This is a genomic window from Ensifer adhaerens (assembly GCF_002940685.1).
Taxonomy (GTDB): domain Bacteria; phylum Pseudomonadota; class Alphaproteobacteria; order Rhizobiales; family Rhizobiaceae; genus Ensifer; species Ensifer adhaerens_E.
The window spans coordinates 164,352-183,586 of sequence record NZ_PNFP01000006.1 but is presented as its reverse complement, the minus strand read 5'-3'; the positions used below and the strand labels follow the sequence as shown (position 1 = coordinate 183,586).

The window sequence follows — 19,235 nt, the reverse complement described above, 5'->3', positions numbered from 1 at the left end:
CGCTGATGGACCCGATGGATGGGTGTTAGCACTCTCTTTTGTCGAGTGCTAGCGATGCCGAGATAAGCTTGGGTATGGGGTGAGTCAAGGATCGGCGCCTAGATTTTTTGCTGACGGCAGTTGCCATGGACGGGCGCAGCAGGCGCGGGCACAGGCAGCCTAGCCCCATTCTTGGCGAAATGTGGGCGATAGCGTCGATGAGTGGCATGGGCGGGATTTTGACGGTTGATAACCACGACAAGGTGCTTCTGCGCGGAGGGCCGCATCTGCAGTGCATTTTTCCTGGTTCTCGACACGGCCGGAATCCTTGGGAGGGTGCGCCTTTTTCGGGAGACGAGACTTGTAATCTCCTGCCTTCCTTGCCATGCAAGCCGGAAACCGTGTTTGCAGGAAGCCAGGATGGCCGCAAGGATCAACAGTTTTCGCGAAATCGCCAAGCGCTACGATGTCGTTCTGTGTGACGTCTGGGGCGTTCTTCACAACGGCGTGCAGGCTTTCGCCTCCGCCTGTGAAGCATTGGCCGAGGCGCGCGCCGCCGGATTGACCGTCGTGCTCATCACCAATTCGCCGCGCCCGAGCCCGATGGTGAAGGTACAGATCCGCAGCCTCGGCGTGCCGGACGAGGCCTATGACCGGATCGTCACCTCCGGCGACGTGACCCGGGCGCTGATCGCTGCCGCCGACAAGAAGATCTTCTTCATCGGCGCCGAGCGTGACCTGCCCCTGCTTGAGGGCCTGGGGACGCAGATCGTTTCCTCCGAGGATGCCGAGACGGTCGTCTGCGCCGGCTTTTATGACGACGAGACCGAAACGCCGGAGCATTACCGCGCAACCCTGACGGGCCTTGCCAGGCGCAAGATTCCGTTCATCTGCGCCAATCCGGATCTCGTCGTCGAGCGTGGCCACCGGCTGATCCCCTGCGCCGGCGCGATTGCCAAGCTCTACGAGGAACTCGGCGGCGAGGCGCGCATCGCCGGCAAGCCCTATATCGCGATCTATCGCGCCGCCTTGGGGGAGGCGAAGGCCGCACGCGGCGCGATCGACCTCACCCGTGTCATCGCCGTCGGCGACGGCATGCCGACGGACGTCAAGGGCGCGCAGGATGCGGGTCTGGACCTGCTCTATATCAGCGCCGGCATCCATGCCCAGGAATACATGAACGAAAGCCGGACCGACGAGGCGAAGCTTGCCGCCTTCCTCAAGAAGGAGGGCGCCTCGCCGAAATACTGGATGCCACGGCTCGCCTGACGGGAAGACGGAGATGACGGTTTTTCATCGCAACGAGACCCGTGATCCGCTTCCGGAGCACTTGCGCGGCGGAGTCGTCGCCATCGGCAATTTCGACGGCGTTCACCGTGGCCATCAGTCGGTCCTCAACCGCGCGCTGGAAGAGGCGAAGTTACGCGGCGTGCCAGCGCTCGTGCTCACCTTCGAGCCGCATCCGCGAACCGTCTTCCGCCCGGACACCCCGGTCTTCCGGTTGACGCCGGCGCCGCTGAAGGCGCGCATCCTCGAAGGCATGGGGTTCGGCGCCGTCATTGAGTATCCGTTCGACCGTACCTTCTCGCAGCTGTCCGCGTCGGATTTCATCCACCGTATCCTGCTCGAGTGGCTGCATGCCTCGCATGTGGTCACCGGCTTCGACTTCCATTTCGGCAAGGGGCGCGAGGGCGGTCCAGCCTTTCTGATGGCCGCGGGCGGCGACAATGGTTTTGGCGTGACGCTCGTCGATGCCTTCCGTGACGAAAACGCGTCCGTGATCTCGTCGAGCTATGTCCGCTCTCTGCTCGGCGAAGGCGACGTCTCGCAGGCGGCCGGCATGCTCGGCTACCGCTACCTCGTCGAAGCGGAGGTGATCGGGGGCAAGAAGCTCGGCCGCGAACTCGGTTTCCCGACGGCCAACATGCGGCTTGCGCCCGAGGTGGAGCTGCGCCCCGGCATCTATGCCGTGCGCTTTCGCCGGCCCGACGGTTCGCTTCATGATGGCGTCGCAAGCTTCGGGCGTCGACCGACGGTCGACAGCGACGGCGAACCGCTGCTCGAGACCTTCGTCTTCGATTTCTCGGGCGATCTCTACGGCGAGGTCTGTGCCGTGACCTTCTTCGGTCACCTGCGCGACGAACTGAAGTTCGACGGCCTCGATGCGCTGGTGGCGCAGATCCGGCAGGACGAGGCGGAGGCCCGCGCGCTGCTTTCCGGCGTCACGCCGCTCGGCGAGATCGACCGCAAGCTCAACTTCGCCTGACAAAAGAATTCGGCGCAGGGGCGGTGGCGGACCTTTTCAAAAGGCGGAAAACGCCTTAAACAACCGGCCACCATGACCCGGCACCGTCGATTGATCATCGATCAGCGAATTATTGGCCCGGCCTTCCGCGTGCTGTGATCAGCCGGAAGGTCCGGGATTTCGGCGTTTCCGACGCCCCAGTCATCTCTCGATACCGAGCCCATCTCGTATGCGCGGCCGTTCGCGCGAAGAAGCGATTGCAAAGACCATGACCGACACCGCTGAAAAGATCGACTATTCCTCGACCCTCTATCTGCCGCAGACGGAATTCCCGATGCGCGCCGGCCTGCCGCAGAAGGAGCCGGAAACGGTGGCCCGCTGGCAGAAGATGGGCCTTTACAAGAAGCTGCGCGCGTCTGCCGCCGGCCGCGACAAGTTCGTGCTGCACGACGGCCCGCCCTATGCCAACGGCAACATCCATATCGGTCACGCGCTGAACAAGATCCTGAAAGACGTCATCAACCGCTCGTTCCAGATGCGCGGCTTCGACGCCAACTATGTGCCCGGCTGGGATTGCCACGGCCTGCCGATCGAGTGGAAGATCGAGGAAAAGTACCGCGAGAAGGGCCAGAACAAGGACGAGGTTCCGGTCAACGAATTCCGTCAGGAATGCCGTGACTTCGCCGCCGGCTGGATCCAGGTCCAGGCCGAGGAGTTCAAACGCCTGGGCATCGAGGGTGACTTCGACAATCCCTACACGACGATGAACTTCCACGCGGAAGCGCGCATCGCCGGCGAACTGATGAAGATCGCCAAGCTCGGCCAGCTCTACCGCGGCTCGAAGCCGGTCATGTGGTCGGTGGTCGAGCGCACGGCGCTTGCCGAAGCCGAAGTCGAATATGCCGACATCGAAAGCGACATGATCTGGGTGAAGTTCCCGGTCACCGAGGGTCCGGACGCGCTTGCCGGTACCTTCGTCGTGATCTGGACGACCACGCCCTGGACCATCCCCGGCAACCGCGCGATCGCCTTCTCGTCGCGTTATGCCTACGGCCTCTACGAAGTGGCGACCGCCGAGAACGACTTCGGCCCGCAGCCGGGCGAGAAGCTGATCTTCGCCAAGCGGCTGGCAGACGAATCCGCGGCCAAGGCCAAGCTTACCTTCAACTTCGTGCGCGACATCGAGGGTGACGAGCTCGCAGCCGTCACCTGCGCCCACCCGCTGCATGGTCTCGGCGGCGGCTACGCCTTCAAGGTGCCGCTGCTCGATGGCGATCACGTCACCGACGATGCCGGCACCGGCTTCGTGCACACGGCACCGAGCCACGGCCGCGAAGACTTTGACGCCTGGATGGACAATGCCCGCGCGCTCGAAGCCCGCGGCATCTCGTCGGCGATCCCGTTCACCGTCGACGACGCCGGCTACTTCACCGCCGACGCCCACGGCTTCGGTCCGGACGCCGAAGGCGGCGCCGGTCGCGTTCTCGACGACAAGGGCAAGAAGGGCGACGCCAATGACCGCGTCATCAAGGCGCTGATCGCCCGCCACGCGCTCTTTGCCCGCGGCCGCTTGAAGCACTCCTATCCGCATTCCTGGCGCTCGAAGAAGCCGGTGATCTTCCGCAACACGCCGCAATGGTTCGTCTACATGGACAAGGCGTTCGGCGACGGCACGACGCTGCGTTCGCGTGCGCTCTCGGCAATCGACGACACCCGCTTCGTGCCGGGTGCCGGCCAGAACCGCCTGCGCGCCATGATCGAGGGGCGTCCGGACTGGGTGCTGTCGCGCCAGCGTGCCTGGGGCGTTCCGATCGCGATCTTTGCCGACGACCAGGGCGAGATCCTGATCGACGAGGCCGTCAATGCCCGCATCCTCGATGCTTTCGAACTGGAAGGCGCTGACGCCTGGTTCGCCGAAGGCGCCAAGGACCGCTTCCTCGGCAACGACCACGACCATGCCAAGTGGCACCAGGTCATGGACATTCTCGACGTGTGGTTCGACAGCGGTTCGACCCATACCTTCACGCTCGAAGACCGTCCGGACCTGAAGTGGCCGGCCGACGTCTATCTCGAAGGTTCGGACCAGCATCGCGGCTGGTTCCATTCCTCGCTGCTCGAAGCCTGCGCGACGCGCGGCCGCGCGCCCTACAACGCCGTTGTCACCCATGGCTTCACCATGGATGAGAAGGGCGAGAAGATGTCGAAGTCCAAGGGCAACACCGTCACCCCGCAAGAGGTGATGAAGGATGCCGGCGCCGACATCCTGCGCCTGTGGGTGATGACGACCGACTATTGGGAAGATCAGCGCCTCGGCAAGACGATCATCCAGACCAACATCGACGCCTATCGCAAGCTGCGCAACACGATCCGCTGGATGCTCGGCACGCTCGCCCACGACAAGGGCGAGGAGATTGCCTATGCCGAGTTGCCGGAACTCGAAAAGCTGATGCTGCACCGTCTGGCCGAGCTCGACCAGATGGTGCGCGAAGGCTACGACGCCTTCGACTTCAAGAAGATCGCCCGCGCGCTGATCGATTTCTCGAACGTCGAGCTCTCGGCCTTCTATTTCGACGTTCGCAAGGATGCGCTCTACTGCGACGCGCCGTCGAGCCTGCGCCGCCGTTCGGCACTTGCGGTCATCCGCAAGCTGTTCGATTGCCTCGTGCTGTGGCTGGCGCCGATGCTGCCCTTCACCACGGAAGAAGCCTGGCTTTCGCGCAAGCCCGACGCGGTCTCGGTGCATCTCGAACAGTTCCCGGCAATCCCGGCGGAGTGGAAGAACGATGCGCTCGAAGCCAAATGGGACAAGATCCGTGCCGTCCGCACCGTCGTCACCGGCGCGCTCGAGATCGAGCGCAAGGACAAGCGCATCGGCTCGTCGCTGGAGGCGGCACCGGTCGTCCACGTCGCCGATCCGGAGCTGTTGAAGGCGCTGGAAGGTCAGGACTTCGCCGAGATCTGCATCACCTCGGCAATCGTCATCGAAACCTCTGAAGGCCCCGCCGATGCGTTCCGCCTGGCTGAGGTCGCCAAGGTCAGCGTCGTGCCGAAACTTGCCGAGGGCCAGAAATGCGCCCGCTCCTGGCGGATCACGACCGATGTCGGTTCCGACCCGCTCTACCCGGACGTGTCGGCCCGCGATGCCGCTGCCTTGCGCGAGCTTGGTTTCAAGGCTTAACGCATTGTTACCGGATGAATTGCACTCCTTGCGTTCATCCGGTAAAACCTGCCCGAAATTTGGCGGATTTCTCCGCCATGGGCGCTTGAGTGGCCGCGCTGACCGGTGGCCGGCTGGAAGGAATTTCATGGAAATGACGCGAGAGTTGCGAGTGTTTGCCAGCGTGGCCGCCATTTTGACGAGCGGCCTGGTGCTTTCCGGCTGCATCGGCGGCCCGACCTACGGCACGGACAAGACCGCCGGCGAACAACTCATGGACGACCTCGGCAGCGTTGCCAGCCTCGGTCCGCCGAAGCGCGATCCGGTCAAGTATCAGCCGCGTCCGGGCCTCGTCCTGCCGCCGTCGGCACAGCAGGCCTCGCTCGTCGAGCCGCAGAAATCGCTCGCCAGCCGCGAGGCCAATCCGGAATGGGTCGAGTCCCCGGAAGAGGTCCGCAACCGCCTGCGCGAAGAGGCCGACGCCAACAAGAACAACCCGAACTATGTTTCGCCTCTCGCCAAGGCAAGCGCCAATGGTCGCCGGCTCTCCGCAAAGGAGCAGCAGGAAGCCTATCGCGAAGGCCGCAAGATCGAGATGGGCGCCTATTCCGACAAGCGCCGGTTCCTCAGCGATCCGCCGCTTGACTACCGCCGCCTTCCCGAGGGTACCGAGACCGATCTCGGCGAGCCGGAGAAGGACAAGGAGCGCCGCCGCAAGAAGGAAGCGCAGATCAAGAATTCCGGCAGCAAGTGGTATTGGCCCTTCTAAGTCCGTTCTCGCCGTTCCATTGAGACGGCGAGACGCCTCTCTCCCTTTGGATCTATGCAGTTCCGGTTGAAAGCGCCTTGGCTTGCTGGACGTGCCTGAGAAGCGCCTGAACCATGACCATCAGCATTCGCGACGCCCGCCCGCAAGACGCCGAAACCATCCTTCGCTTCATCACCGAACTTGCCATCTACGAGAAGGAGCCGGATGCCGTCGAGGCAACGGTCGAGATGCTGCAGGCCTCGCTCTTCGGTCCGGGCGCCATCACCCGCGCGGTGATCTGCGAGAAGGATGGCAAGCCGGCGGGCTTTGCCATGTGGTTCTACAACTATTCCACCTGGCAGGCGCGCAAGGGGCTCTATCTCGAAGACCTCTACGTGACGCCCGACTGCCGCGGCTCCGGCGCCGGCAAGATGCTCTTGAAGCACCTGGCAAAGATTGCCGTCGAGGAAGGCTGCGGCCGCTTCGAATGGAGCGTGCTCGACTGGAACGAGCCGGCGATCCGCGTCTACGAATCCGTCGGCGCCGAGCCGATGTCCGAATGGACGCGCTACCGTCTCTCAGGCGCGGCACTCGAAAGCTTCGCCGCCGACTGACGTAATTTCAGGAAAGCTTGCAACGGTCCATCGGAAGTCGCACCGTTGCAAGACGCCGGGGCGTCTCACCGCTTCCCGGCGAAGAAATCCCGCAAGATCTCGGCAGCTTCCCGTTCGGCGAGGCCCGAATAGACATCGGGCGCATGGTGGCAGGTGGGCGAGCCGAAGAAGCGCACGCCGCTGTCGACCGCGCCGCCCTTCGGGTCATCTGCGCCATAGTAGAGGCGGCGGATGCGCGCGAACGAAATCGCCGCCGCGCACATGGTGCAGGGTTCGAGCGTGACATAAAGGTCGGCGCCCGTCAGCCTTTCGTCGTTGAGCACGGCGGACGCTTCGCGGATTGCAACGATCTCCGCATGCGCGGTCACGTCGTTGAGTTCGCGGGTGCGGTTGCCGGCGCGCGAGATGATCCGGCCGTCGAAAACCACCACGGCGCCGATCGGCACTTCGCCGCGCTCTGCTGCTTTCCGGGCCTCCTCGAGGGCCGCATCCATGAAGCGTGTCGTCTCAGCCATCGCTCAAACAATAATTTCTCTTAACCCACGGGCCGCGACCTGATAGGACAGCCGCAAAAGGCAGGCAACACAAATGACATCCAAAGACAAGCCCACGCGGCCTGGCGGCAAGTCCGCTGGCCGGGACAAGAAACCGCATTTCGCCGAAAAGAAGGGTGCCGCGCCGAAAAAGGCTGCGGGAGCCAAGGCTTTTGGCCCGAAGGATTCGGGCGGCAAGAGCTTCGGCGCCAAGAATTTCGGCTCCAAGCCGTCCGATCCCAAGGCCGGCGCTTCGCGTCCGCCACGGGAGCGTCCGGCTGCGGCCGCGGTCGCGGCCGACGAGCCACAGCGCATCTCGAAGATCCTGGCGCGTGCCGGCGTTGCTTCGCGCCGCGATGTCGAGCGCATGATCATGGAAGGGCGCATCAAGCTCAACGGCGTCATCCTCGATACGCCGGTCGTGAACGCGACGCTTGCCGATGCGATCGAGGTCGATGGCCAGCCGATCCGCGGCATCGAGCGCACGCGCCTCTGGCTCTATCACAAGCCAGCGGGTCTGGTGACCACCAATGCCGATCCCGAGGGACGGCCGACCGTGTTCGAGAACCTGCCGGACGAGCTGCCGCGCGTCCTGTCGATCGGTCGTCTCGACATCAACACCGAAGGCCTGCTGCTGCTTACCAACGACGGTGGCCTGGCACGTGTCCTCGAACTGCCGTCGACCGGCTGGCTGCGCCGCTACCGCGTGCGCGCCCATGGCGAGATTGACCAGGCAGACCTTGATCGGCTGAAGGACGGCATCGCCGTCGACGGCGTGCTCTACGGTGCGATCGAAGCGACGCTCGACCGCGTCCAGGGTTCGAACGTCTGGATCACCATGGGGCTTCGCGAAGGCAAGAACCGAGAGATCAAGAACGTGCTCGGCGCGCTCGGTCTCGACGTCAACCGCCTCATCCGCATCTCCTACGGCCCGTTCCAGCTCGGCGAGCTGCCGGAGGGGCATGTCCAGGAAATCCGCGGTCGCACGCTGCGCGACCAGTTGGGACCGCGCCTGATCGAGGACGCCAAGGCGAATTTCGACGCGCCGCTTTACAACGACCAGGCAGCCACGGGTGCCCGTGACCATCACGAGGACGAGGAGCCCGAGCAGCGCAAGGGCGGCCGCTGGGAAAAGCCCGAGGACAAGCGCGAGCGCGCGCTGTCCCGCCTCGATACCCGTCGTGACGATCGTCGCGATGGCGGCCGCAAGGAAGGCCCGCGTGGCAAGGGCGGTCCGCGCGAGGACCGCGACGCCAAGTTCGAGGACCGGCCGAAGCGTGCGCCGGCACAGCGCGCCCGCACGGCCAATGTCTGGATGGCGCCAGGCGCCCGTCCGCTCGCCGAGAAGAAGCCGAAATCAGCCGACGGCGACGCCACCGAGAAGCCCGCCCGTCGCGAGCGCCCGGAAAGCGCGCCGAAGTCGAAGCGCTATGGCCGCAACAAGGACGGCTTCGCGACGAAGACGACAGGCAAGTTCGACCCGGACCGCAAGGGCGCTTCCAGGGATTTCGGCCGCGACGACAAGCCGGCGCATCCCGTCGTCAAGCGTCGTGACGACGAAGGCGAGTGGATCAGTGCGGCCGAGCCCGTCCGTCGCAGGGATGAAGGCCGCGATGGCGGTTTCGAACGTCGCAGGTCCTTTGACGGCGGCGATCGCAAATCGCGTGATCATGGCGACCGTCCGCCGCGTCGCGAGGGTGGCGATCGTCCGCGTGGCGACCGGCCGGCCCGCAGCGAAGGCAGCGACCGCCGCTTCGACAAGCCGCGCACGCCGCGCGCAGACGGCGACCGTCCGCCACGCCGTGAAGGCGGTGACCGTCCACGCGGCGATCGTCCCGCCCGCGCGGAGGGTGGAGAACGCCGCTTCGACAAGCCGCGCGCACCGCGTGCCGAGGGGGATCGTCCTCAGCGTCGCGAAGGTGGCGACCGCCCGTTCGGCGACAAGCCTCGCGGCAAGTCGTTCGGCGGCAAGCCATCGGGCGGAAAATCCTTCGGTGAGCGTTCCGGTGGTCCGCGCGGCGGCAAGCCCGGTGGCGGCAAACCCGGCGGTGGACGTCCCGGCGGCCCTGGTCGTTCCGGTGGTGGTGGGCGCCCGGCTGGCGGCGGCAAGCCGCGCGGCAGAGGAAACTAAACGGCCGTGCGGATCGTCGGCGGAGAGTTTCGGGGTCGCAGTCTGGCGACCCCCAAGTCCAACGATATCCGGCCGACCACGGACCGGACGCGTGAAAGCCTGTTCAACATCCTGAGCCATTCCTATCCGGAAGCGCTCGATGGCACCCGTATGCTCGACCTCTTTGCCGGCACCGGCGCGGTTGGCATCGAGGCGCTGTCGCGCGGGTGCCGGCAGGCGCTGTTCGTCGAACAGGGCGTCGAGGGCAGGGGACTGCTCCAGACCAACATCGAAACACTCGCGCTTCAGGGTCGTGCGAAGGTCTTCCGCCGCGATGCGACCAGCCTTGGCTCGGTCGGCACGATGGAGCCGTTTCATCTCGTCTTTGCCGACCCGCCCTACGCACAGGGTCTCGGCGAAAAGGCCTTGCAGTCGGCAGCCGCCGGCAACTGGCTGGTCGCCGGCGCCCTGGTGATCCTCGAGGAGCGCGCGGACGTCCAGCCGGCGCCGGCCGCCGTCTTCGAAAACCTCGACGTCAGGGTGTTCGGCGATACGCGCATGCATTTCTATCGGTTCCGCGGAGCCTGACGTCATATTTTCGGTTTGCTTGCACGGATAGGCTTCGCCGGTCCACGCAGTGTCTGTCCCGCTTGAAGGCGGAGGTTATGCCGATGAAGCAGGATTCTTCGATGGCGAATGGCGCGCATAGTGCGCCTAGCCGGCCGACGGTGGCGCTGGCGCTCGGCGGCGGCGGCGCGCGCGGGCTTGCGCATATCCACGTCATCGAGGCGCTGGATGAGCTGGGCATTCGGCCGGTCGTCATCGCGGGCTCGTCGATCGGCGCGATAATGGGCGCCGGCATGGCCGCGGGCTTGCGGGGCGAAGAGATCCGGGCCCACACGCTTTCGACCGTCGGCCACCGGCGCGAAGTGGTCAACCGCCTTTGGCAACTGCGGCCGTCGAGCCTTTCCGAGGCGATGGCGAGCGGTTTCCGCTTCGGCCAGTTCAATGTCGAGCGGGTGCTGAAGGCCTTCCTGCCTGAGGCAATACCGCCGAAATTCTCCGACCTCGAAATCCCGCTGAAGGTCGTCGCCACCGACTACTACGGCCAGACGGAGCATATCTGCGAGAAGGGTGACCTCCGCAAGGCATTGGCGGCCTCTGCAGCCCTGCCGGCAATCTTCACGCCGGTCCGGATCGACGGGCGCGTCATGATCGACGGCGGCATCTACAATCCGATCCCCTTCGATCACCTGCGCGGCCTGGCTGATATCGTCATCGCGGTCGATGTCGTCGGCGGGCCCGACGGTGATGGCAAGACCATCCCGAGCCGCATCGACAGCCTGTTCGGCGCGAGCCAGTTGATGATGCAGTCGATCATTGCCATGAAGCTCAAGGAGGGGGCGCCGGACATCCTGCTGCGCCCCGATGTCGGACGCTACCGGGTGATGGATTTCCTGCGCGCCCAGGACGTGCTGAACGGAACGGTAGCGATCAAGGATCAGCTGAAGCGCGCTCTCGAAGAGCGGATGGCGGCGCCAAGGCTCACGTGAACCTTGGCGGGTGACGGTGCGCCCCTTCGCAGCATGTGAGATCAGGCGCTTTCGCGCTCGTCCTCGGGGAGGCCCGGGAGAATCCGCTCGCCTGTTTCCTGGGAGTGGTCCACCTCGCGCTTCGGCTTGACCAGCGGTTCGGGCCGCACCGGCCTCGAATGCAGCATGTCGCGGCCGGCGGTGATGCCCTCGGCCTCCTGCAGCACGAGGCGGGCCTCGTCGCGCTTGCGGATGTCGTCCATGATCGCGATCGCCTCGTCGTCGCCGACCCCCAGCGCCTCCAGCGTCTTGCGGCCGAAAAGCAGGCCGGACTCGAAGGTCTCGCGCAGTTCGTAGTCGACGCCCTTGGCGCGCAGTTCCAGCGTGTGCAGACGGTCATAGGACCGGGCGTAGATGCGCGCGTTCGGATATTCGGATTGCACGAGGTCTATGATGTGGTCGGTGGTTTCCTTTTTCTGGGTGCAGACGGCGACGATCTTGGCCCGCTCGATGCCGGCGGCGCGCAGCACGTCCAGGCGGTTGCCGTCGCCGAAGTAGATACGGAACCCGAAGGTCGCCGCCTGGCGCACGCGGGCGGCGGAGTGATCGATGATCGTCACGTCGCGGCCGCCGGCAAGCAGGATCTGCGCGGCGATCTGTCCGAAACGGGAAAAGCCGATCATCAGCACGTCGGCGCCGGCGCCCTCGAAGTCCTCGTCGATCTCCTCGTCCAGTTCGTCCTGCTCGCGCATCAGCCTCGGCGCCAGCATCGAGGCAAGCGGCGTCAGCGCCATGGACAGCGTCACGATCGCGACCAGCAGCGAGGCATCGCCGTCCGAAAAGACGCCGGCGGTGGCGGCCGCCGTGAACAGCACGAAGCCGAATTCGCCGCCCTGTGGCAGAAGCAGGCTGATGCGGACCGCGTCGTTGTGCTGCGAGCCGGTGAGCCGGCAAAGCCAGTAGAGGATCAGGCTCTTCGCCGCCATCAGGAGCGGCACGGCGACGATGATCAACTGGTAGCGCTCGACGATGACGCCGAGTTCCAGCGACAGGCCGACGGCCATGAAGAACAGCGCCTGAAGGATACCGCGGAACGGCTCGATATCTGCTTCGAGCTCGTGGCGATAGGACGATTCCGCAAGGAGCACGCCGGCGAGGAAGGCGCCCATGGCCATCGACAGACCGGCAAGCTGCATCATCGTCGCAGCCCCCATGACGACAAGCAGCGCCGCCGCGATCATGACGTCGCGCGCGCCCGTGCGGCCGATGATCTGGAACAGCGGGTTTACCAGATAGCGGCCGGCGGCGAAGAGGACGACGATCGCGGTGGTGGCGATCGCGAAATCCTCGAGCGGCGGCGTCGTATCCTCGGGTGCCTGCGCTGCGAGCAGCGGGATCAGCGCCAGGAGCGGCACGATCGCCAGATCCTGGAGAAGCAGGATCGAGAAGGATCGTTGTCCGTAGCGCGTATTGCGATCATTGCCTTCGTCGAGGATCTGCATGGCAAAGGCGGTCGACGAGAGCGCCAGGCCGAAGCCGGCGATGATGCTGCCGCCCTGGCCGAGGAGCCCGAGGGCATAGATGACGGAAGAAAGCACGATGCCGGTCAACACCACCTGTGCGGTGCCGAGGCCGAAGATATCGCGCCGCATCTGCCAGAGACGCGAGGGTTTCAGTTCGAGCCCGATGATGAACAGAAGGAAGACGACGCCGAGTTCGGAGACGTGCAGGATCTGCTCGCCTTCGGTGATGCTCTGGGCGACGGGACCGATGAGCACGCCGGCCGAGAGATAGCCGAGGATGGTGCCGAGGCCGAGCCGCTTGAAGATCGGGGCGGCCACCACCGCGCCGCCAAGCAGCATCAGCGCTTGAGAATAGATGATCGGTGTCGTTGCCATGCCTCAGGCTTTCACTATTGGGCACCCGGCCCCCGATGAGGGGGCTTTCGAGAGCGGTCATTTGCGGTGTGTGGGCGGGAATCAGGCCAATGCCCTTGATGCCTGCGTCACTGCACAATAAATGGGGCAGGAATGAAAGGCTACATCATGTCAGACACGATCGATTCTGCCGACCTCGAAAAACGCGCCTCCGAACTCGTGGATCTTGCCCGAAAGGCCGGCGCCGATGCGGCGGACGCCGTGGTGGTGCGCGGGCGCTCCCGTTCCGTCTCGGTGCGCCTTGGCAAGGTCGAGGCGACGGAAGCCTCCGAAAGCGACGATTTCTCCCTTCGTGTATTCGTCGGGCGGCGCGTCGCCAGCGTTTCGGCCAATCCCGGTTTTGACCTGAAGCTGCTCGCCGAGCGCGCCGTCGCCATGGCCAAGGCTTCGCCGGAGGATCCCTTCGCATCGCTCGCGGACGCCGACCGGCTGGCGAAATCCTATCCGGATCTCGACCTGTTCGACGCCACGGCGGTTTCCACCGAAACCCTGACGGAGGCAGCGCTTGCTGCGGAAGAGGCAGCGCTTGCGGTCTCGGGTGTCACCAATTCCAGCGGTGCCGGCGCCTCGGCCGGCATGGGCGGCCTGGTGCTTGTCACCTCGCACGGCTTTTCCGGCTCCTATATGGCTACCCGCTTCGGTCGTTCCGTCAGCGCCATTGCCGGCGAAGGCACCAAGATGGAGCGCGACTACGATTACGACAGCCGCCTCTTCTTTGCCGACCTGCGCGACGCCGACGAGATCGGTCGCGTTGCCGGCGAGCGCGCTGTCGCCCGCATCAACCCGCGCCAGGTGCCGACCGCCAAGAACGTCACCGTCGTCTTCGATCCACGCATGGCGCGCGGCTTCGTCGGACATCTGGCCGGCGCCATCAATGGCGCAGCCGTCGCCCGCAAGACGAGTTTCCTGCGCGACATGATGGGCAAGCAGATCCTGAAGCCCGGCCTCTCCGTCACCGACGATCCGCTGATCGTGCGCGGCTCCTCGTCGCGCCCCTTCGACGGCGAAGGGGTCAGCGGCGAGAAGCTGGTGATGGTCGAGGATGGCGTGCTGAACCATTGGTTCCTGTCGACGTCGGCCGCCGCCGAACTCGGGCTTGAAACCAACGGCCGCGGCGTGCGTGGCGGGCCGAGCGTCAGCCCCGCTTCGACGAACCTTGCGCTCGAGCCCGGCGCGATTTCGCGCGAGGATCTGATCCGCAGCATCGGCACCGGCTTCTACGTCACCGAGTTGATCGGCCAGGGCGTCAACATGGTGACCGGCGAATACAGCCGCGGCGCCTCCGGCTTCTGGATCGAGAACGGCGAGCTCACCTTTGCCGTCTCCGAGGTCACGATCGCGTCCAATCTCAAGGACATGTTCATGGCGCTGACGCCGGCAGACGACATCGACCGCAAGTTTGGCGTCGCAGCACCGACGATCGCCATCGAGGGCATGACGCTCGCCGGCATCTGAGGCGGGGGGCACAAGGAACGAGACGAAGCGTGCGGCTTTGCGTCCGCGCTCCGCTTCCGTGGTCATGGGAGCGGCTGAAGAGGTTTCTCAATGTCTGACGAAGCACGATCGATCGCGGATTGGGACGTCGATCTTCAACTGATCAAGACCGCGGCGGTCGCAGCCGGGCAAACCGCACTCGGTTACTTTCGCAAGAGCCCGGATGTCCGCTGGAAGAACGAAGGCCGCTCGCCGGTCAGCGAGGCGGATCTTGCCGCCAACGATGTGCTGAAGACGCGCCTGCTTGCGGCCCGGCCGGGTTACGGCTGGCTGTCGGAGGAAACGGACGACGACCTGAGCCGGATCTCGCGCGAAACGGTTTTCGTCGTCGATCCGATCGATGGTACGCGCGCCTTCATCGCCGGCAAGGAGCTCTGGTGCATCAGCGTCGCCGTCGTACACCGCGGCCAGCCCGTTGCCGGCGTGCTCTATGCCCCGGCGCTCGACGAACTCTTCGAGGCGGTCGCAGGTGGTCGCGCGCTGAAGAACGGTGCCGCGATCTCCGTGCGCGAGGCAAAGCCTGGAGAAACGCTGTATCTCGCCGCGGCCGAAGACACGATCGGCAAGTTCCAGGCGGTCTATCGCAACACCGTCGAACGCGTCCCGCACATCCCGTCGCTTGCCTATCGGTTGGCCATGGTTGCCGACGGGCGGATCGACGGTACGCTGGTGAAGAGGAACTCCCATGACTGGGATCTGGCCGCGACCGACCTCATTCTCGCCCAGGCCGGGGGCGCGCTGGTCGATCTCGACGAACAACCGCTGTTCTACAACCGATCCACTGTTATTCATGGGGTCCTGTGCGCGGCGGCAAGGCCGCTCTTGCCAGGCTTGATCGCCGCGTCGCGGTCGATGGAGCCCCATTGACCTTTGGGGCCGAATGCCTCAAATCAACGCCCACACCCAACAAGAATAAATGGAAGTCCGATGGCTCACGACACCGAGAAGAAACAACGTCTGCATCTCGTCTTCGGCGGCGAACTCACGACGCTGACGGACGTGCATTTCCGCGACCTGGACAAACTCGATATCGTCGGCATCTACCCGGACTACGAAAGCGCCCTCGTTGCCTGGAAATCCAAGGCGCAGATGACCGTCGACAACGCGCACATGCGTTATTTCATCGTCCACATGCACCGTCTGCTGGACCCGGAAAACGGCTGATGCCGATGAGGTCGGGATGCGCGGTACTTACCCGCATGCCAGTCGCCCTTAAGTCTCTCCAGGCCGGAATGGCTGGGGAAGGTGGCATGTCATGAGCAGCTTTCGCGCGCGCCTGGCGCTCTCCAGCTATCGCTGGATCGGCTCGGCCATCTATCCTCTCGTCTGGTCCTACCTTGCCATTCGCGCCGCGAAGGGCAAGGAGGATCCCGCGCGCCGTCGCGAACGCTACGGCCATGCCAGTGAGCCGCGGCCGCAGGGGCCTCTCGTCTGGTTCCACGCCGCAAGCGTTGGCGAGACCAACGCCGTCATCCCGATGATCAAGGAAATCAGGCGGCGCGGCATCCACGTCGTCCTGACGACAGGGACGATGACCTCGGCGCGGGTCGTCGCCGAGCGCCTGGGATCGACGGTCATCCACCAATATGTCCCGCTCGATTTCAAACCGGCCGTCAGCCGGTTCCTGAACTACTGGGAGCCGGATCTGGCGATCATCGCCGAATCCGAAATCTGGCCGATGACCATCCTGGAACTCGGTCGTCGCCATATCCCGCAGGTTCTGGTGAACGGGCGCATGTCCGACCGGACCTTCGCGCGTTGGAAGCGCCGGCCGGCGCTGGCCGACGCGCTGTTCGAAAACCTCGCGCTCGTCATTGCCCAATCGGACGTCGATGCCGAACGGTTCCGCACCCTCGGCGCGCTGCCGGTCATGGTGTCGGGCAACCTCAAGGTCGATACCGACGCGCCGCCGCACGATCCGCAGGCGCTGAAGGAGTATCGCCAGCAGATCGGCGCCCGCAAGACCTGGGCGGCGATCTCGACCTTCGACGGAGAAGAGGCCGCCGCCGGCGTCGTGCACCGTGCTCTCAAGGAGCGTACCGGCCTTCTGACGATCATCGTTCCGCGCCATCCCGATCGCGGCGACGCCATCGAGGCGGCGCTGACGGCCAAGGGACTGAAGGTCGCCCGGCGCACGCGCCGCGATCCGCTGACACCAGACGTCGATATCTTCCTCGGCGACACGATTGGCGAGATGGGCCTCTATCTTCGCCTGACCGAGGTTGCCTTTGTCGGCCGGTCGCTGTTTGCCGAAGGCGGTCAGAACCCGCTGGAGCCGGCGATGCTCGGCTGTGCGATCCTGTCGGGCGGCAACGTCCAGAATTTTCGCGAGACCTACCAGACGCTGGCCAAGAACGGCAGCGCCAAGATCGTGCGCGATGTCGAGATGCTGGCCAAGGGCGTCAACTATCTGCTCGCCAACGACGACATGCGTCGCTCGATGATCGATGCCGGCCTTGAAACCGTGCAAGAGATGCGCGGCGCCCTGTCGGCGACGATGAAGGGGCTCGAGCCCTACATCAATCCGCTCATCGTCAAGGCGCGTCTCAACCCGCCGACCGACAACTGATCCAGCAGGAGACGAAGCCCCGTCATGACCGCAGCCAAAGCCATCGCCGGCATCCTGTTCGACAAGGATGGAACCCTGCTCGACTACGCAAAGAGCTGGGTGCCGGTGAACTACGAACTGGCGCGGATCGCGGCAAAGGGTGATGAGGCCCTGGCCCGCAGGCTGCTTGCGGCCGGCGGCATGGATGCCGACACCGGCCACGTGCTGCCCGACAGCCTGCTTGCCGCCGGCAACACGGTGGAGATCGCGACCGGCTTTGTTGGCGCGGGTGCGCCCTTCACGATCGCCGAATTGACGACCCTGTTCGACGGCCTGTTTGCGCGCTCGGCGGAGTATGCCGTTCCGGTGACCGACCTCAGCACCTTTTTTGCGGGGCTGCACGCCAAGGGCTACCGTCTCGGCGTCGCCTCCAGCGACAACGAGCGTTCGATCCGCGAAACGGCGAAGCGTTTCGGCTTCGATGGCTACCTGCACTATGTGGCGGGCTATGACAGCGGCTACGGCGTCAAGCCGGAGCCGGGCATGGTGCTCGGCTTTTGCGCGGCGACCGGCCTTGACCCGCAGCAGGTGGTGGTCGTCGGCGACAACAATCACGATATGCACATGGGGCGCAATGCCGGGGTCGGCATGACGGTGGCGGTGCTGACGGGCACCGGCTCGCGCCAGTCGCTTGCGGCCGCCTCGGACCATTGCCTCTCCGATATCACCGAGCTCGAGGCCGTCCTCTAGGGATTTTGCCTCAGCGCTCGCTGTCGACAGCGGCCAAGCTCGGCGTTGGCTTGCCCGGGACATCTCCATAGCTTGCGTTTTTTTCCGTTCTGACGTTTTTTGTCGCAATCCGTCGGCTTGGGCCGGCGAACAAACCGTCCCTCCCGGAAAAGGAAGGACCTGAGCGGCCGGGAGGCCACGGAACGAAGATGGTATCGGAAGCGCCGCCATTCTGGTGGACCAAGGCGGATTGGCGTGCGCGCGCGTTGTGGCCGTTCTCATGGGTTTACGGACGGATTGCCGGCATGCGCATGGATCGCGCGCAGCGGGCCTCGGTGCCGGTCCCGGTCATCTGCATCGGCAACTTCACCGTCGGCGGCGCCGGCAAGACGCCGACGGCCATCGCGCTTGCCCGCGTCATCCGCGAGAAGGGGCTGAAGCCCGGTTTCCTGAGCCGCGGTTATGGCGGCTCGCTCGACGTGACGACCGTCGTCGACCTGGAACATCACCGCGCCCGCGATGTCGGCGACGAACCGTTGCTGCTGGCGAAGGAGGCCCTGACCGTCGTCTGCCGCCGCCGCGTAGACGGTGCCCGGCGGTTGGTGAAGGAGGGCGTCGACATCATCATCATGGACGACGGCTTCCAGAGCGCGCGACTTGCCTTCGACTTCGCGCTGCTGGTGATCGATTCCCGCCGCGGCATCGGCAACGGCTATCTGGTGCCGGCGGGCCCGGTGCGGGCGCCGTTGTCGAACCAGCTTCGCCACGCCACGGCCTTGCTCAAGATCGGCGACGGCACCGAGGCCGACGCCCTGATCCGGCGTGCCGCCCGCGCCGGCAAGCAGATCTACGAAGCGGAGGTCGAAAGACGCGACGACGGATCGCTCGATGGCGTCAAGGTGCTTGCCTGGGCGGGCATTGCCGATCCCGAGAAGTTCTATCGCACCGTCCGGGAGACGGGCGCTGTGGTCGCGGAAACCCGCAGTTTTCCCGACCATCACCATTTCTCCGAGGACGAAATCGCCGATCTGCTCGATCGGGCGGCGGCTCTCGGCGCGAGGCTCGTCACCACCTCCAAGGATCTGGTTCGTCTCGAGCCCGGCCACGGCCGGGCCGCCGAGCTCGCCGCAGCGAGCAGGGTGATCGAGATCGACGTGCGCTTCGACGACCCGATGGCACCGAAAAAGATCATCGAGACGGCGCTTGCCGCGGCGCGTGCCCGCAAGCTGCGCGAAGGCGCGGCTAAGTAACGGCGCCTTGTGGGCCGTGGCGCTGGGCGCGCGATGCCGGCGTTCGGGCTTGGTTAGCGGCGCTGGTTGGGTAGCGCGCCTGCGCGTTTTTCCGCCTCGAGCGAGGCCTCCGCGTCGACATACGGTTCCTGCCGGGCGACGCTCCAGTAACGCAGCTCATCGACGGGGATGGTGTTGCCGGTCATCGCGCAGATTACGTGCGAGCCCGCAAGCACGATCTGAAAGTCGCCGTCGAGATAACGGATCTTCGCTTCGCGCGAAGCGCTTCCTTCAAACCGGTTCATCATGCTCGGCGCCTATTTCCGTCTTCGTGGATGGTTCTCTGGTCTAGCTCGCCATCCGGGAAAATGCCAGTCGCA

The 19,235-nt window shown here is 65.1% G+C and carries 17 protein-coding genes; 14 read left to right on the top strand and 3 right to left on the bottom strand.

Annotation, left to right across the window (positions count from 1 at the left end; translation table 11 throughout):
- The first annotated feature begins 399 nt into the window (after positions 1-399).
- The 5 genes from C1A35_RS13820 (at position 400) to C1A35_RS13800 (ending at position 6,743) form a co-directional block, all read left to right on the top strand.
- Positions 400-1,248, top strand: a complete 849-nt coding sequence (locus C1A35_RS13820; protein ID WP_104664877.1) for a TIGR01459 family HAD-type hydrolase — start codon at positions 400-402, stop codon at positions 1,246-1,248.
- A 13-nt stretch (positions 1,249-1,261) separates the two neighbouring features.
- A complete protein-coding gene (locus C1A35_RS13815; RefSeq protein ID WP_104664876.1) occupies positions 1,262-2,245 on the top strand; it encodes a bifunctional riboflavin kinase/FAD synthetase in 984 nt (327 codons plus the stop codon).
- Positions 2,246-2,492: 247 nt separating this feature from the next.
- A complete protein-coding gene (gene ileS, locus C1A35_RS13810) occupies positions 2,493-5,402 on the top strand; it encodes an isoleucine--tRNA ligase (protein WP_104665064.1) in 2,910 nt (969 codons plus the stop codon).
- A gap of 127 nt (positions 5,403-5,529) precedes the next feature.
- Positions 5,530-6,150 carry a hypothetical protein gene (locus C1A35_RS13805; RefSeq protein ID WP_104664875.1) on the top strand — a complete coding sequence of 207 codons (621 nt, stop codon included), beginning with the start codon at positions 5,530-5,532 and terminating at the stop codon, positions 6,148-6,150.
- Positions 6,151-6,263: 113 nt separating this feature from the next.
- On the top strand, positions 6,264-6,743 hold the full coding sequence (locus C1A35_RS13800) for a GNAT family N-acetyltransferase (protein WP_104664874.1): 480 nt from the start codon (positions 6,264-6,266) through the stop codon (positions 6,741-6,743).
- Between the two features lie 65 nt (positions 6,744-6,808).
- On the opposite strand, the gene C1A35_RS13795 is transcribed toward C1A35_RS13800, so the two are convergent.
- Positions 6,809-7,258 (bottom strand): nucleoside deaminase, encoded by a 450-nt coding sequence (locus C1A35_RS13795; protein WP_104664873.1) that lies wholly within the window; start codon positions 7,256-7,258, stop codon positions 6,809-6,811.
- A gap of 73 nt (positions 7,259-7,331) precedes the next feature.
- Here C1A35_RS13795 and C1A35_RS13790 point away from each other — a divergent pair, with 73 nt between their 5' ends.
- From C1A35_RS13790 to C1A35_RS13780, 3 genes are all read left to right on the top strand, one after another.
- Positions 7,332-9,407, top strand: coding sequence for a pseudouridine synthase (locus tag C1A35_RS13790; RefSeq protein ID WP_104664872.1), 2,076 nt, complete (start codon positions 7,332-7,334; stop codon positions 9,405-9,407).
- Between the two features lie 6 nt (positions 9,408-9,413).
- Positions 9,414-9,974 (top strand): 16S rRNA (guanine(966)-N(2))-methyltransferase RsmD, encoded by a 561-nt coding sequence (gene rsmD, locus C1A35_RS13785; protein ID WP_104664871.1) that lies wholly within the window; start codon positions 9,414-9,416, stop codon positions 9,972-9,974.
- An 83-nt stretch (positions 9,975-10,057) separates the two neighbouring features.
- The gene (locus C1A35_RS13780; RefSeq protein ID WP_104665063.1) at positions 10,058-10,939 is read left to right on the top strand and encodes a patatin-like phospholipase family protein; all 882 of its coding nucleotides are present in this window, start codon (positions 10,058-10,060) and stop codon (positions 10,937-10,939) included.
- A 41-nt stretch (positions 10,940-10,980) separates the two neighbouring features.
- Here C1A35_RS13780 and C1A35_RS13775 read toward each other — a convergent pair whose 3' ends face one another.
- On the bottom strand, positions 10,981-12,816 hold the full coding sequence (locus tag C1A35_RS13775) for a monovalent cation:proton antiporter-2 (CPA2) family protein (protein WP_104664870.1): 1,836 nt from the start codon (positions 12,814-12,816) through the stop codon (positions 10,981-10,983).
- A 147-nt stretch (positions 12,817-12,963) separates the two neighbouring features.
- Here C1A35_RS13775 and C1A35_RS13770 point away from each other — a divergent pair, with 147 nt between their 5' ends.
- The 6 genes from C1A35_RS13770 to lpxK all read left to right on the top strand — a co-directional run bounded on the left by C1A35_RS13770 (position 12,964) and on the right by lpxK (position 18,876).
- Positions 12,964-14,310, top strand: coding sequence for a TldD/PmbA family protein (locus tag C1A35_RS13770; RefSeq protein WP_104665062.1), 1,347 nt, complete (start codon positions 12,964-12,966; stop codon positions 14,308-14,310).
- A gap of 90 nt (positions 14,311-14,400) precedes the next feature.
- A complete protein-coding gene (locus tag C1A35_RS13765; RefSeq protein WP_104664869.1) occupies positions 14,401-15,216 on the top strand; it encodes a 3'(2'),5'-bisphosphate nucleotidase CysQ in 816 nt (271 codons plus the stop codon).
- 60 nt (positions 15,217-15,276) lie between these two features.
- Positions 15,277-15,513 (top strand): DUF4170 domain-containing protein, encoded by a 237-nt coding sequence (locus C1A35_RS13760; RefSeq protein ID WP_104664868.1) that lies wholly within the window; start codon positions 15,277-15,279, stop codon positions 15,511-15,513.
- A 91-nt stretch (positions 15,514-15,604) separates the two neighbouring features.
- Positions 15,605-16,918, top strand: coding sequence for a lipid IV(A) 3-deoxy-D-manno-octulosonic acid transferase (gene waaA, locus C1A35_RS13755; RefSeq protein ID WP_104664867.1), 1,314 nt, complete (start codon positions 15,605-15,607; stop codon positions 16,916-16,918).
- Positions 16,919-16,942: 24 nt separating this feature from the next.
- A complete protein-coding gene (locus C1A35_RS13750; RefSeq protein WP_104664866.1) occupies positions 16,943-17,647 on the top strand; it encodes an HAD family hydrolase in 705 nt (234 codons plus the stop codon).
- Positions 17,648-17,835: 188 nt separating this feature from the next.
- Entirely contained in the window at positions 17,836-18,876 is a 1,041-nt protein-coding gene (gene lpxK / locus C1A35_RS13745) for a tetraacyldisaccharide 4'-kinase (RefSeq protein WP_104664865.1), read from the top strand.
- Between the two features lie 53 nt (positions 18,877-18,929).
- Here the strand turns inward: lpxK and C1A35_RS13740 are convergent, their stop codons facing one another.
- A complete protein-coding gene (locus C1A35_RS13740; protein WP_077962229.1) occupies positions 18,930-19,163 on the bottom strand; it encodes a DUF2093 domain-containing protein in 234 nt (77 codons plus the stop codon).
- Positions 19,164-19,235: the final 72 nt, after the last annotated feature.